Annotated in this window: 22 protein-coding genes and 1 tRNA gene; 8 read left to right on the plus strand and 15 right to left on the minus strand. The window is 55.2% G+C overall.

Features of this window, described 5'->3' with window-relative positions:
• Window positions 1-122: 122 nt before the first annotated feature.
• Window positions 123-2789: a penicillin acylase family protein gene (locus FMN52_RS06150; RefSeq protein ID WP_148607790.1), complete on the minus strand. Its 2667-nt coding sequence runs from the start codon at window positions 2787-2789 to the stop codon at window positions 123-125.
• A gap of 117 nt (window positions 2790-2906) precedes the next feature.
• Window positions 2907-4028 carry a CaiB/BaiF CoA-transferase family protein gene (locus FMN52_RS06155; protein WP_162851859.1) on the minus strand — a complete coding sequence of 374 codons (1122 nt, stop codon included), beginning with the start codon at window positions 4026-4028 and terminating at the stop codon, window positions 2907-2909.
• Window positions 4029-4223: 195 nt separating this feature from the next.
• Here FMN52_RS06155 and FMN52_RS06160 point away from each other — a divergent pair, with 195 nt between their 5' ends.
• Window positions 4224-5243 carry an AraC family transcriptional regulator gene (locus FMN52_RS06160; RefSeq protein ID WP_148607794.1) on the plus strand — a complete coding sequence of 340 codons (1020 nt, stop codon included), beginning with the start codon at window positions 4224-4226 and terminating at the stop codon, window positions 5241-5243.
• A gap of 1 nt (window position 5244) precedes the next feature.
• Here the strand turns inward: FMN52_RS06160 and FMN52_RS06165 are convergent, their stop codons facing one another.
• Window positions 5245-6099: a hypothetical protein gene (locus FMN52_RS06165; RefSeq protein WP_148607796.1), complete on the minus strand. Its 855-nt coding sequence runs from the start codon at window positions 6097-6099 to the stop codon at window positions 5245-5247.
• A 5-nt stretch (window positions 6100-6104) separates the two neighbouring features.
• On the minus strand, window positions 6105-7580 hold the full coding sequence (gene rmuC / locus FMN52_RS06170; protein ID WP_148607798.1) for a DNA recombination protein RmuC: 1476 nt from the start codon (window positions 7578-7580) through the stop codon (window positions 6105-6107).
• A 292-nt stretch (window positions 7581-7872) separates the two neighbouring features.
• Here rmuC and FMN52_RS06175 point away from each other — a divergent pair, with 292 nt between their 5' ends.
• The 4 genes from FMN52_RS06175 (at window position 7873) to FMN52_RS06190 (ending at window position 11668) form a co-directional block, all read left to right on the plus strand.
• Window positions 7873-8262: a hypothetical protein gene (locus FMN52_RS06175; protein WP_148607800.1), complete on the plus strand. Its 390-nt coding sequence runs from the start codon at window positions 7873-7875 to the stop codon at window positions 8260-8262.
• A gap of 145 nt (window positions 8263-8407) precedes the next feature.
• Window positions 8408-9205, plus strand: coding sequence for a RimK/LysX family protein (locus tag FMN52_RS06180; RefSeq protein WP_148607802.1), 798 nt, complete (start codon window positions 8408-8410; stop codon window positions 9203-9205).
• Window positions 9202-10719, plus strand: a complete 1518-nt coding sequence (locus tag FMN52_RS06185) for an inactive transglutaminase family protein (RefSeq protein ID WP_148607803.1) — start codon at window positions 9202-9204, stop codon at window positions 10717-10719. Before FMN52_RS06180 ends, FMN52_RS06185 begins: the two co-directional genes overlap by 4 nt.
• Window position 10720: 1 nt before the next feature.
• Window positions 10721-11668 carry an alpha-L-glutamate ligase-like protein gene (locus FMN52_RS06190; protein ID WP_148607805.1) on the plus strand — a complete coding sequence of 316 codons (948 nt, stop codon included), beginning with the start codon at window positions 10721-10723 and terminating at the stop codon, window positions 11666-11668.
• A 60-nt stretch (window positions 11669-11728) separates the two neighbouring features.
• Here FMN52_RS06190 and FMN52_RS06195 read toward each other — a convergent pair whose 3' ends face one another.
• Window positions 11729-13321 carry a BCCT family transporter gene (locus FMN52_RS06195; RefSeq protein ID WP_148607807.1) on the minus strand — a complete coding sequence of 531 codons (1593 nt, stop codon included), beginning with the start codon at window positions 13319-13321 and terminating at the stop codon, window positions 11729-11731.
• Between the two features lie 260 nt (window positions 13322-13581).
• Here FMN52_RS06195 and FMN52_RS06200 point away from each other — a divergent pair, with 260 nt between their 5' ends.
• Window positions 13582-15225 carry an FMN-binding glutamate synthase family protein gene (locus tag FMN52_RS06200; protein WP_148607809.1) on the plus strand — a complete coding sequence of 548 codons (1644 nt, stop codon included), beginning with the start codon at window positions 13582-13584 and terminating at the stop codon, window positions 15223-15225.
• A 115-nt stretch (window positions 15226-15340) separates the two neighbouring features.
• Window positions 15341-15417: transfer RNA gene (locus FMN52_RS06205), tRNA-Pro, on the plus strand.
• Between the two features lie 53 nt (window positions 15418-15470).
• Here the strand turns inward: FMN52_RS06205 and FMN52_RS06210 are convergent.
• Window positions 15471-16094, minus strand: coding sequence for a Crp/Fnr family transcriptional regulator (locus FMN52_RS06210; RefSeq protein ID WP_148607810.1), 624 nt, complete (start codon window positions 16092-16094; stop codon window positions 15471-15473).
• A gap of 128 nt (window positions 16095-16222) precedes the next feature.
• On the opposite strand from FMN52_RS06210, the gene FMN52_RS06215 reads away from it, so the two are divergent.
• Window positions 16223-16411 carry a DUF2892 domain-containing protein gene (locus tag FMN52_RS06215; RefSeq protein ID WP_064227376.1) on the plus strand — a complete coding sequence of 63 codons (189 nt, stop codon included), beginning with the start codon at window positions 16223-16225 and terminating at the stop codon, window positions 16409-16411.
• A gap of 68 nt (window positions 16412-16479) precedes the next feature.
• On the opposite strand, the gene FMN52_RS06220 is transcribed toward FMN52_RS06215, so the two are convergent.
• From FMN52_RS06220 to FMN52_RS06260, 9 genes are all read right to left on the minus strand, one after another.
• The gene (locus FMN52_RS06220) at window positions 16480-16845 is read right to left on the minus strand and encodes a MerR family transcriptional regulator (protein WP_008170477.1); all 366 of its coding nucleotides are present in this window, start codon (window positions 16843-16845) and stop codon (window positions 16480-16482) included.
• On the minus strand, window positions 16826-17128 hold the full coding sequence (gene ihfA / locus FMN52_RS06225; protein WP_007151838.1) for an integration host factor subunit alpha: 303 nt from the start codon (window positions 17126-17128) through the stop codon (window positions 16826-16828). Before ihfA ends, FMN52_RS06220 begins: the two co-directional genes overlap by 20 nt.
• Window positions 17129-17131: 3 nt before the next feature.
• Window positions 17132-19504: a phenylalanine--tRNA ligase subunit beta gene (gene pheT, locus FMN52_RS06230; protein WP_148607811.1), complete on the minus strand. Its 2373-nt coding sequence runs from the start codon at window positions 19502-19504 to the stop codon at window positions 17132-17134.
• A 60-nt stretch (window positions 19505-19564) separates the two neighbouring features.
• Window positions 19565-20563, minus strand: a complete 999-nt coding sequence (gene pheS, locus FMN52_RS06235) for a phenylalanine--tRNA ligase subunit alpha (protein ID WP_148607813.1) — start codon at window positions 20561-20563, stop codon at window positions 19565-19567.
• Between the two features lie 151 nt (window positions 20564-20714).
• Window positions 20715-21068 (minus strand): 50S ribosomal protein L20, encoded by a 354-nt coding sequence (rplT, locus tag FMN52_RS06240; RefSeq protein ID WP_008170485.1) that lies wholly within the window; start codon window positions 21066-21068, stop codon window positions 20715-20717.
• A 48-nt stretch (window positions 21069-21116) separates the two neighbouring features.
• Window positions 21117-21308, minus strand: coding sequence for a 50S ribosomal protein L35 (gene rpmI, locus FMN52_RS06245; RefSeq protein WP_088828864.1), 192 nt, complete (start codon window positions 21306-21308; stop codon window positions 21117-21119).
• A gap of 94 nt (window positions 21309-21402) precedes the next feature.
• Window positions 21403-21942 (minus strand): translation initiation factor IF-3, encoded by a 540-nt coding sequence (gene infC / locus FMN52_RS06250; RefSeq protein ID WP_197694046.1) that lies wholly within the window; start codon window positions 21940-21942, stop codon window positions 21403-21405.
• A 2-nt stretch (window positions 21943-21944) separates the two neighbouring features.
• Window positions 21945-23870 carry a threonine--tRNA ligase gene (gene thrS / locus FMN52_RS06255; protein WP_148607815.1) on the minus strand — a complete coding sequence of 642 codons (1926 nt, stop codon included), beginning with the start codon at window positions 23868-23870 and terminating at the stop codon, window positions 21945-21947.
• A 152-nt stretch (window positions 23871-24022) separates the two neighbouring features.
• On the minus strand, window positions 24023-26626 hold the full coding sequence (locus FMN52_RS06260; RefSeq protein WP_148607817.1) for a TRAP transporter permease: 2604 nt from the start codon (window positions 26624-26626) through the stop codon (window positions 24023-24025).
• Window positions 26627-26653: the final 27 nt, after the last annotated feature.

The following is a 26653-nucleotide window of genomic DNA, read 5'->3' on the forward strand; positions in this document are numbered from 1 at the left end:
AACGAGTTGATGAATCGCAGCGCGGGCTCAGACTCGCTATCTTGGGACTATTAGCAAAACCATGACTGACAAAAAAGGGCCGCACTCTCAGGAGTACGGCCCTTTCAATTTAAACCACATCTTTAGTCTGTAGAGATCACTGTTTCTCCCTGCGGCAACAGATTCGCCTGAATGTCTTCTTCAGTGAAAAACAGCTGACGGTAATCCTTGTTGGAATACTGCTCACTCTGATCACTGAAGTACGGTGACATCGAGTCCGTAGACTGCGAATAACTCACCAAACCATAGGCTTCCGGCCCATTATCGGTAAATTCCAACCCGAAGTGCCAGCTGGTACCTCTGGCCATTAACCAGCCATCAATACCACCAGTACCGTCAGAAAGCCCCGCAGTATTCTCGATGGTTGACGGTGCAATCCGTGGGAAGCGGGTATCTTCCAGGAACGGATCTCTAATAACACCAATCGCATTGAACGCGCCATCAATATTGCCGTCACCACCGTGCCAGGGGATTGGCTGAGTCAGGAACACGGGTGTCCCGCCGGAACCAGGAACAACCCCGCCGGAAGCGCGGTAATATTGCAGATCTCCCAACGCATCAGTCGGTACAATACCCTGAGACTGCAAAGCCGTCACACCATCGGCAAGCGCCAGAAGCATGGTATCGGTCGCTGTCCCTGCATTCTCTTCGGATGGATCCGCAGGTGTGCCCACGGGGTCAGCCGGACTGAACGGAGTGGTGAGGTCAGACTCAAGGTCTTCAATATAGTTGGCCATGAACACCCGGAAGATATGAGCACCTACGCTATCCCGGTTATAGAGACCATCCCAATTGCTCAGAGACTGACACCAGGAAGACAGATCGACGCCGTTCACGGTGTTGCTTCCAATGGCAGTGCAGCGCTGCAGAAGCTCCGGCAAGAACTGCTCTGCATACCAGGCCCGGTTGTTCCAGATGACACCAATCAGTTCTTCAGCACTGAACTTGCCGTCCTGGCCAGCCGGAAGCGGCGCGTCCGGGAAGCCTGGGTCCATCAAATTTTGGAGCATCTTGATACCGAGGCGAGTACGAGCATTAATGGGCGCTTTCTCATCACCAAACAACGGCGAGAAGCCCGTCAAAAACTCGTCCGGATTGGTTGACCAGTAGCTGCTGTTGGAGTTCTGCACCCAATCCGATCTCACAAGTTTTGGCTTCTGATCATAAGTCGTCAGCGGACCACATGCGGCCTCGACCCAGTCCTCCTGGGACAGGCGGCCATCCAATAGCGTCACGCCCTGGTCAAACAGACCGGCATAGGCGTCGCTGCTTGCCCTTCTCAGATTAACGAGCGCAATGGCTTTCTCGGAGAGGTTCGGTACCGAACTGCTGTCGATGTAGAACGCGTTACCCTGATCATCCGCGTAGGTGGTGTTGGTCCAGAGGGTTGAGCCGCAATTCTGGAAAACACTCTGGAACTCTTCAAGGTTGCTGGCTCGACTCATGCCCAACCAGGTGTCCAGAAGCCCCCCAGTGTTGGCATTGGCGTCACGATAGGTGTGGGCCACCATTGAGGAGGTGTTCAGCGCACCGTTGTCGCCCCAGGCTGGTAGCTGACCACTCACAGCATTCGCAGCAATCATTGGTCCGTACTCGGAGAAGTAGAAAGTTCTCTCCAGTACAACTGTCTGAGGCCCCAGATCGACCTCGATCTGATAAGTCTCGGTGGTGATCGGCTTCTCAACCCCGTCTTTCACGTAGGTCAGATTATCTCCATCCTTGAGCACCAGCTCATACCAGGTAAAGCGACGACTGGTCGTCACCGTGTGGGACCAGGCAAGATTCTCGTTGAAGTTGATCAAAGGAATTGCTGTGCCCAGCAGGCCAGCGCCATGAACATTCAGGTAACCCGGCACGGTCATCTGAACCTCATAGAGTCGCCGATGCCCTGTGTAAGGGAAGTGTGGGTTTGCCAACAGAGCGCCACGGCCCTGCTCGGTCAACTCGCTACCAATACCCCAGGCATTGCTGGCGAGGCCCATATCCGCGAAATTCGTCTGTGATTTCGCGCCAGCCTCTGCAGTTGCCACAACGTTCTTGAGAAGCTTGTTAACTTCCTCAGCATTGGTCACCGAGTTTACCGGTGTCGGAGCCGGAGTCTCTCCTGGAGGAACTGCAAGGAAAACCGCCCCCGTGGCGAACAGGGCACCACTGGCGTACTGGCCAACAATGCGATAGTGGGCCAGCAGATCCACCGGCGTTATCGGTTTCACCCAGTCCTGATCCGCACATTCTGCAGGGAACTGGGAGGCATCGGTTTCGTTAACGTACCGGTTATACCCCTCTGTGAAGCCCTCAATCAGAGCACGGCTCTCCGGGCTCAGAGTCGGGAACTCCGCTTCAGCACCGGCATATATCTGTTGGGCCTTGTAACTGAAGTCATTAACGACATTGATACCGACGCCAAATCCTGCATCGGGTCCTGGCCCAAAATACTTGGCCCTTTCGCTTCGGGCTTTTACAACCGCCTCGGCCAGCATACAGACATTATCCTGCGCTTGAGCATAGCCGTGCCCGAACGCGGCGGATTTCAGGTCGTCAGCAACAATGTGGGGAACACCGCCAGTAGTTCGACGAATGGTCGCTTCTAGCTGACCATCCGCCGGAAAGAGATTGGGATCCACCTCAGTCTGTGAGGATCCAGATGAGTCGTTGTCGCTGTCAAAACAACCCGCCAGCAAAGTACTGCCAAGCAGGGCGACAGTGAGACTGAGGGCATGCCTGCCACTCGGCGTTTTCCTGAGATTCATAGTGTTTTCCTTGTATTTGTTCACTACGCTTTCACCATTTCCGGTGACACTTATAAAATTAGCAGAGCCCTCCTTTTCAGCCAGACGAAACTGAACACTTATTCACGTTATTTTCTTCTAAAGAAACTGATCGTTATCAGCCCCAGGCATTTTTCCGATTCGGGACGTTTCCGAAGGCGTTTTTTCAAACTTGATCGGGAACCCGATCTGCGGCTGTTGGGTGCCATCTCCCCTATCAACTCCGATTACCATGTCCCTCGCTTTGAGCTGGGGATGCTCGGCGGCCTCGGAAATGGTCAATACCGGCTCCACGCAGGCATCCTGATCAGCAAAAATCTCCTGCCACTCCGCCAGAGGTTTCTCAGCAATCTTGTCTTTCAGAACCGCTTTCAGGTGTTGTTGATGCTCAGGATTCTGGCTCATGGCGAGGCTGGTTACGTCAGAAATCCCCAGCGTGTGGAACAGGCGGGAAGCGAACTGGGGTTCGAGACTGCCAACCGAAAGCCAGCGGCCGTCGCGCGTCTGGTAGTAGTCGTAAAAGGAGCCACCGTTTAGCAACGCGCGTTCCGACTTCTGCTCCTGACCACCGGCCAGACAGGCCGCTCCGGCCATGGCGTTCAGCGCAAAGGCGGCATCGGTCATGCTGATATCAACAAACTGCCCTTCGCCGGTCTGCTGTCGGTGTATTACGGCAGCCAGGATGCCCATAACGGCGTGGTGCGAACCGCCAGCTACATCCGCAATCTGAATACCCATGGGTGGCGGTCCGCTGTCGGCTCGGCCACAGTGGCTGCTGACGCCCGCCAGGGAGAGATAATTGATGTCGTGGCCCGCGCGGTCCTTGTAGGGGCCGGTCTGGCCGTAACCGGTGATGGAGCAATAGATAAGGCCCGGGTTCTCAGCCTTCAGAGCTTCGTAGCCTATGCCAAGCCGATCCATCACCCCGGGGCGAAACTGCTCCAAGACAACATCGAACTCTTTGACCAGCTCCAGAACTTTCTCCCGGCTGCCCTTCTCTTTGAGGTTGAGCGCGAGAGACTTTTTGCCACGGTTCAGAAAACCGTGAGCCGTGCTCACGCCAGCATCGTGGGGTGGCATTACCCGGGTCAGATCCACTCGGTCCGGTGCTTCCACTCGCAATACATCCGCCCCCATATCCGCCAGCAGCATGGTGGCGTAGGGGCCGGGCAACAAGGTACTGAAATCCAGAATCTTAAGCGAAGTCAGAGGACCCGCCATGATGATCTCCTTTTTATTATCAGGGTTGTCCGAATAGCATTCGTTTCCTTCATGCTGCCCGGTTTTGCCAATGGGGCCAACTGCCGGTTCCGTCATTCCGATTGGCCGTTTCTACCAGTCCGCCCGAACGGCTTCGGTTGCATTGTTCGGCCGGGGTTTTATGATGGGTTTCGTTTTTATGGAATGGCGAGCGTGATGTCCGATCTGACGGTTTCGAAGCACTTTGTTCAGGCTGCCCTTGTGGGTGCCGAGAGACTTGGTTTTGATACCCGCGAAATGCTCCAGGAAGCAGGAATCTCTCCCGATCTGTTACGCATTGAGATGGCCCGGGTTAGCAGCGATCAGTTCAACCATCTGATGCAGGTGCTCTGGAACCGCATGGGAGATGAGTTCATGGGGCTTGGGCCCAGACGGGCCCGAACAGGTACTTTCGCTACCATGTGCGCGCTGGTGATTGATTGCCCCAATCTGGAATCGGTGTATCGTCAGGCCTTCCAGTTTTCCCGCCTGTTTGAACCCATGGTGTCGATGGAACTGGAGGTTGGCGAAGACAAGGCTCAACTGGTGACCCGGATGGAAGGTGAAATCAACGATCCAAACTTTTTCCTGCGGGAAAGCATCCTGGTGATCTGGCACCGTCTGGGCAGTTGGCTGATTGGGCAACCCATCGAGCTGGAGAAGGCCGAGTTCGATTACCCCAGGCCGGCCCATGGCGACGAGTACCGGCACATTTTTCATTGCCCCCTGGAGTTTGAGTCCGACAAGATCGCTCTCACCTTCGACAAGCGCTTCCTGTCGGCGCCGGTCATCCGTGACAAGCCGGAGATGCGACAGTTCCTGAAGACCTCCCCAGCAGACCTGCTCTCCCGCCCAGACGAGAGCAATACCTTCACGGGGCGCATCCGGGCGTTGATCGGTAGGGACTTCTCCAAGCAGCTGCCGGATTTTGAATGGATTGCTGCGGAACTACACACCAGCCCGCAGACACTGCGCCGCCGGCTGAAGCAGGAAAACACCTCGTTCCAGGAAATCAAGGATCTGTTGCGCCGGGATATGGCAATTTACTACCTGAGCCGACAGGAGCTTCCTATTAACGACATAGCCGCCAAGGTCGGTTTCACCGAGCCATCAACCTTCCACCGGGCCTTCAAAAAGTGGACGGGAGTGACGCCCGGCGCATACCGGGAGGGCGAGCGCGGCAACCTATCCGACTGAGTCAGGTTTCCGAAGGTGCCTGAAGCCTGCGAATCAGTTCTCCCAGTGTCTCTGCAATTTCCTGAGCCCTTTCCCGGTTCGCCGCCAGCTGAAGCAGGCGAGAACCGTCCCTGGGATCGTAGACCCAGCAGGTTGAAACAGCCGCCTCGCAACGCCATTCAACCATGGGATTGATGCCAAACACCGACATCGGCTCCGTGCTTCGCAGTATCCGGCCGTCCTCGGCGCGCTTGATTTCCTGAATCTGTATCTCGTCTCCCTGTGTTCCAATGCGGTATTCCGCATCCGCCGGTCGATCGAGCCGCACCACCGCCTGATCACGGCGCCAGCCCGCCAGTTCGAGCAGACTGTTGATATGAAGGGTCAAAGCCTCGCGATCTGAATTTGCCAGATATAGCTTGCGCAAGGACTCAATACGGCCTTCACCCGCAGGCTCAATGACCGCAACCTGTTCACTTTCACCGGCTGCCTGGGGCGCCAGGGCGTTCTGCTTTCTCGTCTTTTCAATAGAGGTGATGAGCTGCAGGGATTCCTGATAATGGGCACCCTCGGCGCCGGCGCGGCTCACATAGGTTTCAAGAGCAGATTGGGCTTCGTTCAGGTGGGAAGACTGCAACATCACCCGGCCCCGGTAAAAGAAGTAATCGGCTGGTTTTTCCCCTTCCAGTTGCTGCAAGCGGTTCAGATACTCGGCAGCCTCGCCCCAGTTCTCGGCAACAACGGCCTCCTGGGTAGCCAGCATCAACCTGCGGGTTTCGTGCTCCGGCGCGAGTGCCAGCGCCGGCCCCGCCAGGAGCAAGGAAGCCAGAACGGCTCCCAACGCAAAACAGCGACCTGTCCCAAATAATACTGCCATGGCATCTACTCCTGCTCGTTATCTGCACCGATCGCCTGTTCCTCTGGATCAGGCAGGTCGTCGTCCCCGGTATGACGAAATTCTTCAGTGTCGTCTACTTCAGCCTGGTCCATTATCCCCTTCGGCAATTCCTTTTTCACCCGAACACCCAGCTCAACAAAGCGGTTCGCCTGAGAGATCAGATTGCCACGCCCCCGAGTCAGCGTATTCATGGCTGAGTCGTAGGTTCCCTGAGCGGTATGCAACTGAGTTCCCAGGCGTTCCATCGCCTCCACAAATACTCTGAGCTTGTCATAAACCGCGCTGGCCCGCTCTGCGATTTGCCGGGCGTTCTGGCTCTGCCGCTCGTACCGCCAGATGTTTTCAATGGTTCGCAGTGTTGCCAGTAGCGTAGTTGGAGTTACCACAATAATCTTTCGCTCAAAGGCTTCTGCGAAAAGGTTCTCGTCCTGCTGAAATGCTGCCACAAAAGCAGGTTCTATCGGCATGAACAGTAGCACGAAATCCGGGGAATGGAGGCCGTGGAGCTGGCTATAATCCTTTTCGCTGAGAGTGCGGATGTGATTTCTCACGGCCTCAACGTGTTGCTTGAGAGCCTCCTCTTTGACCACGGAATCCTCGTCCTCCGTCACCCACTGCTGGTAGGCCACCAGTGAGACCTTGGAATCGATAATCAGGTTGCGGCTGTCCGGCAGATGCACAATGACATCCGGTCGATAGAGCTGGTTGTCGCTGTCTCGATAGCTGCCCTGGGTATCATATTCCACCCCCTTACGAAGACCGGACTTTTCCAGTACCCGCTCGAGGATCAGCTCGCCCCAGTTGCCCTGAATCTTCTTGTCGCCTTTCAGAGCCCGGGTCAGATTGGAGGCTTCTTCGGTTATCTGACGGTTCAGATCCTGCAGTGATTTGATCTCGCTGCGCAGAGCCTGACGATCGCGGGTTTCAGTGGTATAGACGTCCTCAACCCGCTTGCGGAAGTCCTGCAGCTGGTCCCTGAACGGATTGAGCAAGGTATCAAGGCTGGTGCGGGTCTGCTGGCTGAAACGCTCGCTCTTCTGCTCAAAAATTTTGTTGGCAAGATTTTCGAACTCCTGCTTCAACGCATCACGGTTGCGCTCAAGCAGCTCCAGCTTTTCATTGGCCGATCGGCGCTCATTATCAATAGTCACTTCCTGCTCCCGGAGCGAAACACGGGCCTCGCCCAGCGCCCCGGAAAGCTCATCCGCCTTTGCCTGTAGACTCTGACGCTCACTTTCCATCTGCGCCAGGCGCTCTTTCCGGCTCTCCAGGTCCGACTCAAGCCCGGCCAGCTGGTTCTCGAGGCTTGCGGCATGCTGCCGCCAATGCTCGACGTCCTGTTCAAGCCGACTATTCCTGCCCCAAAGCGCTTTCAGAATTAACAGAAGAATTAATACAACCATCAATCCCGCCATCAGATCAGGTCGGGACAAGATCAGTTCTGTGATGGCTTCAGGCACCTGGTACTACTCCTGTTGAGGGTCTTTGTTTGTTTGATTGAATGGTCGGCCATTCTCTGTTGCAGCACAGTCTACCCCACGAAAGAAACCTTTTGCCCGGTGCACCGTCAATCTGATTGGCGCTGTCCAGAGGGACCACGACTGTTTGGCAATAATTTAAAGCCCAGGCATCTATCTCTGGACGACCAACGTAATATCGTCTAAAAGGGTAAAATGTTCACCCGCCAGATGGTTATTACCCTTTGTTAACCACTGGCCGGGCCGGAACCAGATCAGAAACGGATAACAGATCATGCTTAAAGAACTGTGGCGAAAACTGGAGGCGGAGTTTCTGCACAATGACTGCGCTGGCCAGCAGAGTCAGACAGGCTTGTTCGGCACGCGCTCGACCGGTAATAAGGAAGCATTCAGGATCCTCCCGCACATCACCCACACAGGCGAGTTTCACCTGGAGCGCCTCACCAGCCTCCTGAAAGCCCGGTACGGAAAGAGTGTCGGGATACCCTCCAGCAGGACTGAAAGTGACGAGGAAATTCGGGATCTGATCAGCTTCGCCGCTCGCATTCAGGACCAGGATGTACAGCGCGAGCTGCTGCTTTTCTACCTCAATTGTTCCCCGGTTATTCAGGAATACCTGCGTGCTGAGACTGTTCTTGGTGAAGGGAATTTTCTGTCACGGTAAACACTACCGCCCCTTAACCATCTGTAAATCAACCACACAGGTTGTATGCTGTATACTCCCCTTCCGTATTTGTTCGGTTTCACTCGCTCAGACCGTCATCGCCATCTAAACTCGGTGTGACAGGCTGCCAGCTCAGGGGTTATTCATGGGTTTGAAATGTTTTCGGGCTGGACTGCCTAAACTTTCCTTCACCGCACTCGCAGGCATTTTGCTGCTTACGGGGTGCTCTGCAGACCGCTATTTCATGGTTCCCAAAAGCGACCTCAATGAGCTCCAGGGATCCGTCAAGAGTCAACGTGCGACTCTCGTCACCATGGAAGAAAACGCAGCGGCTCGACACGAGCAAGCCATCTCCCATAACCGATCATCGACTCAAACCATCCTGGACGCTATTGCTACCCAGGTAGAGAAACCCGCATGCCCGCCAGTACAGGTCCAGAAGCAATGCCCCGCGACGGACACCTCGAAAGGTCGCGCAGATCGCCTCAAGGGAAAGGTTATTGTCGGTGAGGTTGAAAACTTCTATCTCGCCGGCCCCGGACTGATCTACAAGGCTCGAATCGACAGCGGTGCAGAAACCTCCTCAATCGACGCACGCAACATCACTCGGTTTGAGCGGGACGGCAATAATTGGGTACGCTTTGATGTACCTGTTCCAGGTGCCGACAAGTTCTTGACTCTGGAGAAAGAAATTTCCCGCCGCGTTCGCGTTATCCAGGCCAGTGCGGAAGAAGCAGAGCGCCGTGTCGTCGTTGAGCTTCAGTTTTTTATTGGCGATCATCAGCAAGTGGCGGAGTTTACACTTGCCGACAGAACCAACCTGACCTATGAAGTCTTGATCGGCCGCAATATTTTGCGTGACGTGATGCTGGTCGATGTCGGCAAGGAGTACGCCACCGAGTTACCTGAGTCCATCCGCAACAGCAACGGGAACGAATCGTGACCACCCGATCGCGCCTACCTTTTTACATCGCCGTCTTGCTCCTGATCACAGCGGGCATTTCACTGGCTGTCTGGAGACATATTGAACTCGGCATTCCCTGGCTGACCGGCGAGCAACGTCCTGTCTGGATGGTCGAGGCCCGGATTGATTTCGACGCCGGCGACAGCTCGGTGCTTGCCAGCCTCAATGTACCCGAGCAGCCGCCGGGCTTCCGCATCCTGACCGAACAGGCGGCGTCACCTGGCTACGGCTTCTCTATCATCGATAGCTCCGGCAGCCGCCGGGCGGAATGGAGTAAACGGGAAGTCTCGGGGCCGCAAACCCTCTATTTCAAAGCCCAGTTTATTCCGGATCCAAACGCACAGCCGGAAATACCGACCCGGGAACCGAAAACTCCGAGGACCTTTTGGGAAGAACCTGAAGCCACAGCCGTTCAGGAAATACTCGACCAGGCCAAGGCCCGCTCGAGTACTCCGGAGAGCATGACCCGGGAGCTGATCCGGTTAATGCAGCCAGACACCCGAACCCAGAACACCACTATGCTGGTGTCGGAAGAGAACTACCTTGACCTGCTGGTCGATATGCTCAACCACAGTGGTATCGCCGCCAGAATAGCCGACGGTCTAAGGCTCGAGGATGCCCGCCGGAGGCAGCAGCTAATGCCGTACCTGCAGATCTACAACGGCAGCCAGTGGCTCACCTTCAATCCCAAAACTGCTGAGCAGGGAGTGCCAGAGGATCTCTTGCTGTGGCGCCAGGGCTCTGCCTCATTACTTGACGTGGTGGGCGGGGAAAACTCTGAAGTCAGCTTCTCCATGCTTCGGCAAACCGTTCCCGCCCTGCAACTGGCGACCATGGAATCCGCCTCCAACGGCCTGGGCTTCCTGAGCTTTTATGAACTGCCCATCGAAGAGCAAAGCATGTTTCGAATGCTGTTGCTGTTGCCCCTTGGTGCGCTCATGGTGGCTTTCATGCGGATTGTCATCGGCATCCGTACCTCAGGCACCTTTATGCCCGTGCTGATCGCCGTGGCGTTCGTCCAGACGACCCTGGTGCCAGGCTTGATCGCTTTCCTGTCAGTAGTGTCCATCGGTCTGCTCATGCGCGGCTATCTGTCCAGCCTCAACCTGCTGCTGGTGTCTCGGATATCCGCCCTGATCATCCTGGTTATTTTTATCACGGCGGGTCTGAGCATCATCGGCTACCAGATGGGATTCAACACCGGCATGACGGTCACATTTTTCCCGATGGTCATCATTGCCTGGACCATTGAACGCATGTCCATCCTCTGGGAAGAAGAAGGAGCGCACGAGGTCATGGTCCAGGGTGCCGGCAGCCTGTTTGTGGCCATTTGTGCCTACCTGCTGATGAGCGCGCCACTGGCCGGCCATCTCACCTTCAACTTCCCGGAACTGCACCTTGTCATCCTGGGGCTGATCCTCCTGATGGGCCAGTACACCGGCTACAAGCTCAGCGAGCTAAGGCGCTTTACGCCAATGAAGGCCTACGACTGACATGGACTGGATATCACCGCGATCGCTCAAGAGGCTGGGGATGCTCAACATGAACCGGCGCAATGTTGATTACATTGCCCGGTACAATGAACGATCGTCCTACCCTCTGGTGGATAACAAACTTAAGACCAAACTGGTGGTTGCCGAATACGGCGTAAGAACCCCGAAACTGCTTCAGGTTGTTCGACAGCAGCATGAAATATCGCACTTCCGGGAAATGGCTGACCACCTTGAAGGGTTTGCCATCAAGCCGGCCAAAGGCTCTGGCGGCAAAGGCATTACCGTTATTACCGGGCGGGATGGTGAGGAGTACATCAAAGCTTCCGGTTCGCGCGTGGACTCTTCATTCCTGGAACGTCATCTGACTAATATTCTGGCCGGGCTCTACTCACTCGCCGGCACTCCGGATGTGGCAATCGTGGAAAACCTGGTGGAGTCCGCTCCATCACTGGCAAAGTATTCCCACCAGGGTGTGCCTGACATCCGAATCATCGTCTTTCAGGGTTACCCCGTGATGGCCATGCTGAGACTGGCCACAACCGCATCAGATGGTAAGGCAAACCTTCACCAGGGTGCTGTGGGCGTTGGTCTGGACATCGGTTCTGGACGAGGCCTGAACGCCGTTCAGTTCAACCGCCCGATTACCCTGCACCCTGACACCGGCCTGGCTCTGGAAAACATCCAGATTGAAGCCTGGGACGAGATGCTGGAGATGGCTTCCCGATGCTACGAGGCAACCGGCCTCGGCTACATGGGAGTTGATCTGGTGGTGGATGCCAACGAAGGGCCACTGCTGCTGGAATTGAACGCCCGCCCCGGGCTGGCAATCCAGATGGCAAATGGTCGCGGTCTTCTGCCCCGACTGCGCGCCATCGAGTCGCTTAAGCGGCCACACTTCACGCCGCTGGAGCGCTCCCGTTTCGCCATGGAAACGTTCGCCAGTTCCTGAGTTTTCACCGGGCATAAAAAAACCGGGGTCGAAACCCCGGTTCTTCATTTCACAGCACTCTTAGGTGAGCTCGCCCCTGGCAAGCAAAAGTTTACGCTCATGACTCAGGCCCTTCAGAAGGCCCCAGGTCATAATCAAGAGAACGACTGTGAATGGCAGACCGGCACTGATAGCAGTCGCCTGAATAGCGCCAAGCGCATCCTCACCGCCGCCAAAGATCAAGGCGGCAGCAATCGCACCCTCAGCAACTACCCAGAACACACGCTGAGCGGTCGGTGCATCGGTCTTGCCCCCGGCAGTAATGCTGTCGATTACCAGCGAACCGGAATCTGAAGATGTTACGAAGAACACCAGCACCAGAATGATACCCACGAAGGAAATGATCCCGGTCAGCGGCAGGTTCGCAAACATCTGGAACATGGCCAGGGAGACATCTGTAAGGCCATTTTCAGCCAGCGCGCCGATACCGTTCTGAATCTGCTCCAGAGCAGAGCCACCAAATGCGCTCATCCAAACCACGGTAATAACAGTCGGTACAATAAGCACGGCAGTTACAAACTCACGCACAGTGCGGCCCTTGGACACCCGGGCGATAAACATGCCAACGAACGGTGACCAGGAAATCCACCATGCCCAATAGAAGACAGTCCAGCCCTGGAACCAGGCTTCGTCTTCACGACCAAAGGGATTACTCAACTGCAGGACGTTACCAACGTAGCTGGAGGAGGTTACCCAAAGGGTTTCAAGCACGGTCATGGTGGGACCAGCAAAAATAACGAAGAACAGAAGGAGACCAGCGAGGCCCATATTGAGGTTACTCAACACTTTCACGCCGCCGTCAAGGCCTCGAAGCACCGAAATCAACGCAAGCGCGGTAACACCAACGATGATAGCCATCTGAACGTTCGTACCGCCGCCGGTGTCGAACAGGTAGTTCAAGCCGGAAGCCGCCTGCTGCGCACCGAACCCGAGAGAAGTCGCCAGGCCGAAAATCGTAGCCACAACGGCGAGGATATCAATGATGTGACCAGGCCAGCCCCACACCTTGTCTTTAAGCAGTGGGAAGAACGCTGAGCGAATGGTCAGGGGCATGTTCTTGTTGTAGGCAAAAAACGCCAGAGAAAGCGCAACGACCGCATAAATGGCCCACGGATGAAGACCCCAATGGTACATGGTTGCACCCATTGCAAGGTTGCTCGCTTCGGCAGTGTTCGCCTCAACGTTGAACGGCGTCTCATACCAACCGGTGTAGTAGGCCACTGGCTCTGCCACGGCCCAGAACATAAGGCCGATACCCATACCCGCTGCAAAGAGCATGGAAAACCATGACATGGTTGAAAATTCAGGCTTCGCGTCCTGACCTCCAATACGGATTTTACCGAAGGGCAGGAAGATCAGGGCCAGGCACACCACAACAAAGATGTTGGCACTGATCAGGAAAAACCAGTCAAACGTCGCGATGATGTCCCATTTTGCACCATCGAGCAGCTCTTTGGCCTGCCCGGGGAACATCAAGGTTCCTATCACGAACGCAACAACCAGTATCGCCGTAATCGGAAATACCGGTGCGTGGAGATCCAGCCCGAACGGTGTGATATTGTCCTGGCCGGCCACGTAGTCCGTCGAATATTCGTCTTTAACTACCTCGCCCACGTTATGGCGCCTCCTGAGTTGATAAGTCGTTTATTCAGAATCGGAGTTCAAACATTACAAGAGCGTTATCATAATGTTTTGAGTTCAAAACATCAAAAGTACGATCATTTTAGCCGCCTTGATATTTATCATAGACCATGATTGACAACGGACCAGCCAAAGTCCGGACCAATCGCGGCAGAATCCCACGTCGTACGACTAAACTCTTCTTTACTTACCGCGCCGGTCGAGCCGGTTTTGCGAGACAATCAGAGGACTCCATGGAAAAAACAAAGACATTTCCGCTTCGCTATACGGCCTATGCGCTAAGCCTTGTCGGCTTTCTCGTTTCCCTTGGACTGGCCCTGATTCTGGATGCAGGCTACGTATTCCCGCTGATATTCGGCGCTTTCGCAGGCCTTGGCACCTACGATCTGGTACAGCGAAAGCACACCGTCAGCCGAAATTATCCCATCATGGCCAACTTCCGGTACCTGCTTGAATCGGTTGGGCCCGAGATCCGGCAATATTTCATCCAGTCAGACACAGAAGAGCGCCCTTTCTCGCGTGAACAGCGCACAATCGTGTATCAGCGCGCCAAAAATGTTCTCGACAAGCGCCCTTTCGGCTCCCAGCTCGGTATGTACGATGAAGGTTTCGAGTGGATGAACCATTCGCTCGCCCCCACCCGTCTTAGCAGCAGCGATTTCCGAATTCTGATCGGCAGAAACTGTGACAAACCCTACAACGCAAGCGTGTTCAACATCTCCGCTATGAGTTTCGGCTCACTCTCTGCCAACGCCATTCTCAGCCTGAACACCGGCGCCAGGCAGGGTGGTTTCTATCACGATACCGGAGAGGGTTCGATTTCCCGCTACCACCGTCAACCGGGCGGTGACCTGGTCTGGGAGATCGGTTCCGGGTATTTCGGCTGCCGGCACGAAGATGGTTCTTTCAACGAAGAAATGTTTCGCCAGAATGCTGCTCTTGATCAGGTCAAAATGATAGAACTCAAACTATCTCAGGGCGCCAAACCCGGTCACGGCGGGATTCTGCCAGGCGCCAAGGTAACGCCTGAGATCGCCGAAGCAAGAGGCGTTTCTGTTGGCGAGGATTGCGTCTCTCCTGCCAGTCATTCGGCATTCTCAACCCCTATAGAGATGCTGGAGTTCATTGACCGGCTGCGAAAGTTGTCAGGCGGTAAACCCGTAGGATTCAAGCTCGCCATTGGCCACCCCTGGGAATGGTTCGCCATTGTCAAAGCCATGCTGGAAACCGGACGGAAACCGGACTTTATCGTTGTCGACGGCGGCGAAGGCGGCACTGGCGCCGCACCCCTGGAGTTTATCAATCGGCTGGGGATGCCGATGACGGAAGCGCTTTTGCTGGTCCACAACACCCTTGTAGGCACCAACCTTCGGGAAGACATCGCCATTGGAGCCGCAGGCAAGATCACCTCGGCCTTTAATATCGCCCGGACCCTGGCCCTTGGCGCCGACTGGTGCAACGCAGCCCGCGGCTATATGTTTGCGTTGGGCTGCATACAGGCGCTCAACTGCCACACCGGGCGTTGCCCAAGCGGCGTGGCGACGCAGGACCCCAGGCGAGGCAACAAGCTCGACGTGGAGCACAAGAGCCAGAGGGTATACAACTACCACAAGAACACCCTGGACGCCCTGCAGAACCTGCTGGAGGCCTCAGGCCTCAGGCATCCATCCGAACTTGGCCCGGAGCACATCGTGCGGCGGGTATCCAAAACCGAAGTGCACTCTTACATGGACCTGTTTCCCTTCCTGGAACCGGGCGCGCTTCTGGAGGGAAAAACCAACCTGACTGTGTTCGACAAATACTGGGAGTTCGCCCGAGCGGATACCTTTGAGCCACCTGAATTTATCCTGAAACTTCGGGAGACCAAGCTACGCTAAAAAACGGACATCAAATTCGTCATCGGATGTTTATTTTTTGCATGAGCTCGTGTAGACTTCGCTCCCGCTAAGCCACTGAGAATACTCTCAAGTTTCCTGGTGGCGAAGAGCGAATCGGGGCGTAGCGCAGCTTGGTAGCGCACTTGCATGGGGTGCAAGGGGTCGTAGGTTCAAATCCTACCGTCCCGACCAGATTCCGACGAAAAGCCCGGGCCGAAAGGTCTGGGCTTTTTGTTTAGGGATACCTAACTGGCAAACCAACCGGTGAACTCAATCTTTCCGCGGGCAATCCGCAGCAAGCCTTTGCGTTCAAACTCCTTCAGAAGCCGGCTAACCACTTCCCTGGCGGTTCCCAACTCCACGGCAAGTTCTTGATGGGTAATCGTGATCACCCCCTGCCCGACCCTGGCCTCAAGCCACTGAAACAGTCGCTCATCCATGCGTCTGAACGCAACTTCTTCCACCAGTAACATCAGGTCATTCAAGCGGCGTCCGTAGGATTCCATGATGCCAAGCCTGAAATCAGCAGACTGGTCCATCAGCCGGTCAAACAACCCCCTGGGCACCATAAACACTTCGGCATCATCCTCAACCACTGCTTCTGCGCGAAAGCCATCGCCTGTCATCAGACACCCGATAGACAGTGTGCAAATGTCATCAGCCCCCATCCGATACAGCACGATGCTGTGACCGGAAAGGCCGGTCATCTGGACCTTCACGGTTCCATTCAGCACCAGAGGGAGTCCCTGACAGGGATCCCCGGCCCGGAAGAGAATGCTTCCATGCTCAAAGTGAAGAGGCTGCAGGCCGCTCAGGGCTTCTCTGCGAAGAGGCTCAGGCAATGTTTCAAGAATGCTGTGTTGCAACATCGGCTTTTCCATAGGTCATTAAATTAGCTTACCCGGCGGCCGGCCCTGTGTGACTTTATCACTGAACCTTCAGCGAACAGACGCTAAAGTCCGTCCTGTCATCGCATATCAAGCAAGGAGAAAGGATCATGAGCATCAATATGGGATCTGCGGACCGTATCATTCGCGCCATTGTCGGCATTGTACTGCTGGCCCTCGTATTTGTGGGCCCGCAAACAGCCTGGGGCTGGATTGGCATAGTGCCTCTGGCAACTGCTTTGGTAGGCAACTGCCCAGCCTATTCTTTGCTGGGCATAAAGACATGCAAGAAGCAGTAACCGTGCAGGCATAAAAAAACCGGGGCAGCTTCTCGCTATCCCGGTTTTTCTTCAAAGCTTCGGAAGCGCTATTTGACCGGCGCGTTGAGAACCTCGAGCACCTCTTCCAGCTCTGTAATCATCTGCCGGATCAGCTGCTTGTACTGGGAGGTATCGTCTTTCACCTCATGACTGCTCAGCTTCTGCTTCGCGCCACCGATAGTGTAACCCTGGTCATAGAGAAGGCTACGAATCTGGCGGATGGTAATAACATCCGCCCGCTGATAATAGCGGCGGTTGCCCCGACGCTTTACCGGCGACAGCTGCGGAAACTCCTGCTCCCAATACCGCAACACGTGTGCTTTCACCGCACACAGCTCCGCTACCTCACCGATGGTGAAATAACGCTTCCCCGGAATCGTGGGAAGTTCGTTGTTATGACTGGGTTCCAGCATACGCTTCCACTTTTTGCTTTAGTTTTTGTCCCGGGCGAAACGTAACGACACGCCTTGCACTGATTGGAATCTCTTCACCCGTTTTCGGGTTCCGTCCCGGCCGCTGTTTTTTGTCCCGCAGATCGAAGTTACCGAAACCCGACAGCTTCACCTGCTCGTTGTGGCTGAGAGCGCCTCTGATCTCATCGAAAAAAGCTTCCACCATTTCCTTGGCTTCGCGTTTGTTCAGGCCCAATTCCTCGTACAACCGCTCTGCCATTTCCGCTTTCGTCAAAGCCGCCATCTCTCAACTCCTCAGTGTTGCCCCCAGCTCTTCTTTCAATGCGTCGATGACACCGTTGAAGAGCGAATGCACTTCATCCTCGTTCAGTGTACGTTCGGGGTGCTGCCAGAACAGGCTCAGGGCCAAGCTTCGGTTACCCTCACCCAGGCTCTCACCTTCATAGACATCGAACGCACGCAACGCTGTCAGCTGCTCACCGGCATGCTTTCTAGCTACAAGCTCCACATCGGCGAACGCTACCTCGCTTCCGATAATAATAGCCAAATCCCGACGAACTTCAGGGAATTTTGAAATTTCTTTGAAATTAGGCACATATCCGGTAACGATTGAATTCAAGAATAGCTCAAACATCAGGATCGTGCCATTAAGTTCAAGATTTTTCTGAACTTGTGGGTGCAGAGTCCCCAGCCAGCCCACATGCTCGCCGTCACGCATCAGCTCCGCAGTCTGTCCCGGATGCAAGGCGGGGTGTTTGCTACCCACGAAGTGGACTTCAATACCCAACAATCGGAACAGACGCTCCAAATCTCCTTTTACATCAAAGAAATCCGCCGTTCTGCGACCGTTTGCCCAATTTTCAGGATACTGATTTCCAACCACCACACCGGCCAGCATGGGCTGCTGATCGATCCGCTCACCCTCCTGGAGGAAACGCAGGCCAGTTTCGAACAGTCGGATACGCGGCTGCTGACGGTTCTGGTTGTAGGCCACGGTTTTCAGCAAGCCACTCCAGAGGCTGGTGCGCATCACCGAAAGGTCAGAGGAAATCGGATTAGCGAGCGGAATGCCCTGCCGTTCAGGATCAACCAGTTGCTGTACTTTCGGATCGACAAAACTGTAGGTCACCGCTTCCTGGTAACCATTATCCACGAAGAAGTTGCGGATGGCCGATACCGGGCGAACAGCCTCCTGCTCCGGTCGCAGACCGAGCGAGCCAGTCGGCTCTGTTACGGGCAGATTGTTGTAGCCGTAGATCCGACCTACTTCTTCGATCAGGTCTTCTTCAATGGAGATGTCCGGGCGGAAACTGGGCACACTGACACGCCAGCCGTCTTTCAGGAGTTTTTCCACCCGCAGGCCGAGGCGGGTCAGGATCTCCTCAACGGTGGTTCGATCGATTTCCATACCCAGAACATCGTTAAGTCTGCGAACACGCAGGTCGACAACCCGGTCCTCGGGGATATCCCCATCGCTGGCAACTTCAACGACTTCGCCCGGCTCGCCACCAACAATCTCCATCAGCAGCTTGGTGGCACGTTCCATGGCGTCGCGTGCCAACTTGTAGTCAACGCCGCGCTCGAACCGGTGCGATGCGTCTGTGTGCAGGCCATAGTGACGGGCCTTGCCCGCCAGCGTAATCGGGTCGAAGTAAGCGGATTCCAGCACCAGATCCCGCGTTTTCGGACTGACTCCGGAATGCTCACCGCCCATGACACCGGCGATGGCGATCGGCTTATCATGATCCGCGATTACCAGGGTGCCCTGGGTCAACTCAACTTCCTGGCCATCCAGCAGAACCAGTTTTTCGCCAATCCGCGCCATTCGGACGACAATCCCGCCCTGAATTTCATCACGGTCAAAGGCGTGCATGGGCTGGCCAAGCTCCAGCATGACGTAATTGGTGACATCCACAGCGGCATCAATGGAGCGAATACCCGAGCGGCGCAGCTTCTCCTGCATCCACAATGGCGATTCCGCCTGCAGGTTCACATTGCGAAGAATACGACCAAGATACCGCGGGCAACCCGCCGGCGCTTCCACCCGAATATCAGGCACTTCAGAGTGCACTGATTCCACAGGCTCAATCGCCGGGCTGTTGACCAGCATACTGTTCAGAACACCCACTTCCCTGGCGATGCCCTTGATTGACAGGCAGTCGGCGCGATTCGGAGTGAGATCCACATCGATGGTGACATCGTTGAGCTTCAGATAATCCGCCACGCCCTGCCCCACCGGTGCGTCCGCCGGGAGCTCCATCAGGCCATCGTGGTTTTCGGAGAGGCCAAGCTCAGACTCGGAACAAAGCATCCCCTCGGACGGCTGGCCACGAAGCTTGGCTTTCTTGATTTTGAAATTACCGGGCAGGACAGCACCAACCACCGCAAAAGGCACCTTCATCCCTTCACGGACATTGGGAGCGCCACAGACCACCTGAACCTCAGAGGAGCCATCGCTGACCTGGCATACCCGCAGTTTGTCTGCGTCGGGATGTGGCTGGACCGACTGGACTTCACCAACGATCACACCACTAAACTGACCGGCCACTGGCTCGAAACCGTCCACTTCCAGACCGGCCATGGTGATCTGGTCCATTAATTCCTGGGTATCGATTTGCGGATTAACCCACTCGCGCAGCCACTGTTCACTGAATTTCATGGTTATTGCCTTGTCCTGATGCGGTTTTGCCTGTTTGGTTGGATGCCTTGATCTTGCCTGTTAACGAAACTGTCGCAGGAAGCGCAGATCGTTCTCGAAGAACATACGCAGATCGTTCACGCCATAACGAAGCATGGCCAGGCGCTCTACACCAAGGCCGAATGCAAAGCCACGGTATTCCTCGGCATCGATTCCGCAATACTCAAACACCTTGGGATGCACCATTCCGCAACCCATGACTTCCAACCACTTAATGCTGCCGTCGGCTTCGCGCCCCCATTCGATGTCCACTTCCGCAGAGGGCTCGGTAAAGGGGAAATACGATGGCCGGAAGCGAACCTGAAGGTCCCGCTCAAAGAACACTCGCAGAAATTCTTCAACAGTGCTTTTAAGATCCGCAAAGCTGACGTTTTTCTCAACCAGTAACCCTTCCACCTGGTGAAACATGGGGGTGTGCGTCATATCCGAATCACAGCGGTAAACCCGACCCGGGCAGATCATCCGGAATGGGGGTTTGCCCGCTTCCATAGTGCGAATCTGTACCGGCGAGGTGTGTGTCCGCAACAGTGTGCCCGGGTTGAAATAGAAAGTGTCGTGCATCGCACGGGCCGGGTGATGGCCCGGAATATTCAGGGCCTCGAAGTTGTGGTAGTCGTCTTCGATCTCGGGGCCCTGTTCGACGGTATAACCGGCCCGGGCGAAGAAATGCTCGATTCGCTGCAGGGTTCGGGTAACCGGGTGCAACCCACCCAGGTCCTGGCCACGGCCGGGCAACGTCACATCAATGGATTCGCTGGCGAGTTTCTGCTCGATGGCGGCACGTTCGAGATCGCTTCGCCGGGCATTGATGGCTTCTTCGACCTGCCCCTTGGCTTCATTGATTTTCTGGCCGGCGGCAGGGCGCTCCTCAGCAGAAAGCTTGCCTAGAGTTTTCGCCTGCTGGGTGATCGCCCCCTTCTTGCCAAGATACTCAACACGAATTTGATCAAGTGCCTGCAGGCTGCCGGCGCTATCAACCGCTGCCAGACCGTCCTGAACCAGTTGCTCCAGGTTTTCCATTGACCCTGCTCCAAACCAGAAATGGAAGTGCTTAAAACGTAACTTCAAAAACAAAAATAGGGGAAGAGCGTGCCCTTCCCCTATCAGGAGGCGCCGTCATGAAGTCATGGGGCGCCCATATCGATCAGCAATCGATGAAAGAGCTAAGCAATCACAGGGACGCTTTGGCCTTCTCAACAACAGCGGCAAACGCCTGCTGCTCGTTCATAGCCAGATCGGCCAGAACCTTACGATCGATTTCAACGTTAGCCTTTTTCAGACCAGCGATCAGACGGCTGTAAGACAGACCGTTGGCGCGGGCACCAGCATTGATACGGGCAATCCACAGAGCGCGGAAAGCACGCTTGCGATTACGACGGTCACGATAAGCGTATTGACCGGCTTTGATAACCGCTTGCTTGGCTACACGGAATACCCGGCTACGAGCGCCGTAGTAACCTTTGGCCTGATTGAGAATCTTTTTGTGACGACGGCGTGCGACCACACCACGTTTTACACGAGCCATACTTTAATCCTTCTACCTGTACTTTCTAAGGAATGATGCGCAGCTGGATCAGCCCGCGGTCATACGCTTGATAGATGCAACATCTGACTTGGCGATGAGCTTGGTGCCGCGCAGCTGACGCTTACGCTTCGGGCTCTTCTTGGTCAGGATGTGACTGGTGAAGGACTGCTTGTGCTTGAAGCCAGTGGCGGTTTTCTTGAACCGCTTTGTAGCTCCGCTTTTGGTTTTCATCTTAGGCATTTTTAAAACTCCGCATTCTATTTTTAAATAAACAATAATGTGCCCCTGAACGACAAATCCCCCGCATGCGCGGGGGACAAGCACCCGATCAGGTTCACTTCTTCTTGCGGGGCGCCACTACCATGGTCATCTGCCGGCCTTCCATCTTCGGCCGCATCTCTACCTGGGCAAGCTCTTCAATGTCCGTTTCAATGCGCTGCATGAGCTGCATACCAATTTCCTGGTGTGCCATCTCACGGCCACGGAAACGGATCGTGATTTTGCCGCGGTCCCCGTTTTCAAGGAAACGTACCAGGTTGCGTAGTTTGACCTGATAATCCCCTTCTTCAGTTCCTGGACGGAACTTAAGCTCTTTGACCTGCGTCTGCTTCTGTTTCTTCTTGGCAGCCGCCTTGGCCTTCTTCTCGTCGAAGATTTTCTTGCCGTAGTCCATTATCTTACAGACGATCGGATCGGAATCCGTAACCTGGACCAGGTCAAGAGATGCCTCTTCAGCTTGCTTGAGGGCATCCTCAATTGGTACTACACCGACCTGATTGCCTTCTGCGTCAATCAGTCGGACTTCGGTTGCGTCAATATTCTCATTGATCGGCGCCTTTGGTGTACGCCCACCCCGATTCGCTCGCTGTTTAATAATTAGATCTCCGTCTTTGTTTTGCCCTTACGCTCAACATCTTTCTGCAAAAGTTGCTCAAACGCTTCAAGCGATAGTGTTCCCAAATCTTCACCTTTGCGGGTTCTCACCGCAACAGCGTTGTTGTCGACTTCTTTATCGCCGACAACGACAAGATAGGGAACCTTGTTAAGAGTATGCTCGCGGATTTTAAAGCCGATCTTCTCGTTTCTCAAGTCAGCATTAACCCTATAACCCAAAGAATCCCACTTTTTCGCAAGATTCTGACAATAATCACGCTGATTATCGGTAATATTGAGGATAGCCACTTGAGTTGGGGCAAGCCAGGTCGGGAATGCACCTTCGTATTCCTCGATCAGGATACCAATAAAACGCTCGAAGGAACCCAACACCGCCCGGTGCAGCATAACCGGCGTTTTCCGCTCGGAGTTATCGGCAACATACTGTGCACCCAGGCGACCCGGCATCGAAAAATCTACCTGAATAGTGCCACACTGCCACACCCGTCCGATACAGTCTTTAAGAGAGAACTCAATCTTGGGCCCGTAGAAGGCACCTTCGCCCGGCAGCAATTCCCAGTCTACCCCTTCACGATTCAGCGCTTCTTCCAGGGCCGCTTCCGCCTTGTCCCAGACCTCATCGGAGCCAACCCGTTTTTCCGGACGGGTCGAGAGTTTGTACAAAATTTCGGTGAACCCGAAGTCTACGTAGATTTCGTGCAGCATCTCGATAAATGCTGACACTTCCTGCTGGATAGCGTCTTCTTCGCAGAAGATATGGGCGTCATCCTGGGTAAAGCCACGAACGCGCATCAGTCCGTGCAGCGCTCCGGAAGCCTCATTCCGGTGGCAGGAACCGAATTCCGCCAGTCTCAGAGGCAAATCCTTGTAACTTTTCAGGCCCTGATTGAATACCTGCACATGGCAGGGACAGTTCATAGGCTTGATGGCGTAGTCGTGCTTCTCCGACTCAGTGGTGAACATGTCATCCTTGAACTTGTCCCAATGCCCAGACTTCTCCCACAGGGTCCGCGACACCACCTGCGGCGTCTTGATTTCCTTATAGCCATGCTCCTGCTGCTTGCGGCGCATGTACTGTTCAACTTCCTGGTAAAGGGACCAGCCATCCGGGTGCCAGAACACCATACCCGGCGCCTCTTCCTGCATATGGAACAGACCAAGCTTTTTGCCAACCTTGCGGTGGTCCCGCTTTTCGGCTTCTTCCAGACGATTCAGATAGGCCTTGAGATCCTTCTTGTTACCCCAGGCGGTACCGTACACACGCTGAAGCTGCTCGTTGCTAGTGTCGCCGCGCCAGTAAGCGCCAGCCACCTTGGTCAGCTTAAAAGCTTTCAGCTTGCCAGTGCTTGGAACGTGGGGACCGCGGCAAAGATCAATAAAGTCGCCCTGGCTGTAGAAAGACAGATCTTCTTCCCCGGGAATGTCCTCGATAATACGGACCTTGTATTCTTCGCCCATTTCTTCAAAAAGCTTGATCGCCTCATCACGGGACATGATGGAACGTGAAACCGGGAGATCCTGCTTGGAGAGCTCTTCCATGCGCTTCTCGATCCGCGCGAGATCCTCATTGGTGAACGGGCGGTCGTACTTGAAGTCGTAGTAGAAGCCATTGTCGATAACCGGGCCAATAGTGACCTGCGCTCCGGGAAACAGTTCTTGTACAGCCATCGCCATCAGGTGGGCCGTGGAATGACGGATAACATCAACGCCCTCTTCATCACGCTCGGTGACGATAGCCAGCTCGGCGTCATTCTCGATGCGATAGCTGGTGTCCACGAGCTGGCCATCAACCTTCCCGGCAAGGGCGGCTTTGGCAAGACCAGCGCCAATATCAGCGGCGACGTCATGAACGGTTACGGGTTCAGCAAAACTACGATGGCTGCCATCGGGCAGGGTTACGACGGGCATGAAAGACTCCTGTTGGTTACTCAGCGGTGATCTATACCAGAGACCACATGGTGACGGCACGGCGCGATACAAACCGCGGGCCGATTCGAGCGGAAGTCTAACAGAAAAAAACCCGGCAGGTTAATGCCGGGTTTTTACGGACAGACGCAGCATCAGGCCGGCTGGCCGGCAGCCTCCTCCCTGGCCCGCCGACGCAACTGACCAAAGGCCAGAAGCCCCAGTAAAGCCAGAGCCGGAATAAACATCAGCTCCTTCGGCGGCCGCTCCAGGTCAACCTGCACAGCATCGATAGTCCAGCCAAACTGGATGCCGGCATCCTCTGCCGGGCTGCCGAAACCCACGAAGTCCACCGCCATCTTTTCGCCATCCGGGCTTAGCTCAAGGCCAGCGTCCATCAGGCGTTGCTCGGGCGTTTCGCCAGCAGGAATCTCAAGCCTTACGTAGGTCGTCACCTCGTCGCCGTCGATGGTCATCCCGGAGGCCTTCAACACAATCGGTTTGTCAGCTGGCACGTCCTGAACATACTCCATGATCTCTGCACCTGGCCGGTCTGCCGTAGGCGGGTAGACCATATCCCACCAGAAGCCGGGCCGGAACATTGTGAAGGTAATCAGCAACAACAACAGCGACTCCCACTTGTAGCTCTTGGTAAACCAGAAACCCTGGGTGGCCGCGGAAAAGACCAGCATCGCAGTCACCGCGCTGAAGATCGTTACCAGGAGGTCAAACCAGCCAGTCAGGCCAATCAGCAACAACTGGGTATTAAAAATAAACATGAACGGAAGGATCGCCGTTCGGATGTCGTAGGTGAAGCCCTGAATACCCGTTCGTATGGGATCTGCTCCGGATATTGCAGCGGCCGCATAAGCCGCCAGCCCCACGGGCGGCGTGTCGTCCGCCAGAATACCGAAGTAGAACACAAACAGGTGTACGGCAATCAGCGGAACGATCAGCCCATTCTGAGCCCCCAGGGTAACGATTACCGGCGCCATCAGGGTGGACACAACGATGTAGTTGGCGGTGGTGGGCAAACCCATGCCGAGGATCAGACTGATGATGGCCGTGAAGATCAGCATCAACAACAGGTTGCCGCCAGACAGGAACTCGACAAACTCGGTCATCACCAGGCCGATACCGGTCAGGGTAACCGTACCCACCACGATGCCAGCGGTGGCGGTTGCCACGCCAATACCCACCATGTTGCGGGCGCCAGTGGCGAGCGAATGCGCAAGATCGAACACCCCGTCTTTGAACGCGCTGAGGAAGTTGCCGTGCTTATAGAAAAAGGCCTTGAGCGGTCGTTGTGTAACGACAATAAAAATCATGAACAGCGTAGCCCAGAACGCCGACAGTTGGGGCGAGAAACGCTCTACAGTAAGGCACCATACCAGCACCACAACGGGCAGAAGGAAGTAGAGTCCGGTCTTTACAGTCGGGCCAACCGGCGGCAGTTCCCCCATGTCGCTTTCAGGATCGTCTTCCTCGAGTTCAGGGAATCGGGTGGCATAGCCGACCAGGCCGACATAGATCAGCACAAGCAAAGGCGCCAACACCCAGATCGCCGCTTCACCAAAAAGCGTTTTCGTCCAGCCAACCCCGTAATACACCACGAGAGTTAGCACACTCAGGCCAATCAGGATAACGACCCAGTTCAGCATCCGCTGGGCAAGAGTCGGCTTATTAAGACGTTCGATACCCTGCATGTTCAGTTTGCAGGCCTCAAGGTGCACGATATAGATCAGTGCCACATAGGAGATCATCGCCGGCAGGATGGCGTGCTTAATGACCTCAAGGTAGGAGATGCCTACATATTCGACCATCAGGAAAGCAGCTGCGCCCATGATTGGGGGAGTCAGCTGACCGTTGGTGGATGCGGCTACTTCCACTGCGCCGGCCTTGGTGGCCGGAAAACCAACTCGCTTCATCAGCGGAATGGTGAACGTGCCGGTAGTCACAACATTGGCGATGGAAGAACCGGAAATAACGCCGCTTAAACCACTGGAAACCACTGCAGCCTTGGCGGGACCACCACGCATGTGCCCCAGCATGGCGTAGGCGACTTTGATAAAGTAATTGCCGGCGCCGGCACGCTCTAGCAGCGCACCAAACAACACAAACAGGAACACGAAGCTCGTGGAAACACCGAGCGCAACACCAAACACACCCTCGGTACCCAGCCACTGGTGCGACGCAAGTTTACTGAGACTTACGCCTTTGTGGGCAATCACATCCGGCATATAAGGGCCGGCAATCGAATACGTGATAAAAACAGCGGCGACGATGGTCAGTGGCAGACCCAGTGCGCGACGGGTCGCCTCCAACAACAGCACGAGTCCAACCAGCGCAACCCAAAGATCCTGGGTGATAGGAGCTCCGGGGCGTGTCGAAAGCTCTTCGTAGAAAACGTAAAGGTACGAGGCGCAGAAAGCGGCAACAAGCGCCAGAATCCAGTCGTAGATGGGCACGATATTCACGTGCCGTCCCTTGATCATGGGGAAGGCAGAAAACGCCAGGAAAACCGCAAACGCGAGATGGATAGAACGCGCTTCCGTGGAATTGAAGATAGCAAAGTTGAAGATATAGGGGAGCGGTGACGCAATCCAGAGCTGAAACAGTGACCAAATCAGGGGAACGATAAACAGAATAACCGCGGCATACCCAGTGGTAGCCCTGCCCCCGGTTTCAGTCTGCAGGATCTGGTCTACATTACTGCTACCACCAGCACCAGCTCCGTTAGCCGGATCGCTCGTCGCCATAAATTAATCCCGTACGTAAAAGATGAT

Origin of the sequence: Marinobacter sp. BW6 (assembly GCF_008107725.1) — a bacterium.
Classification (GTDB): Bacteria; Pseudomonadota; Gammaproteobacteria; order Pseudomonadales; family Oleiphilaceae; genus Marinobacter.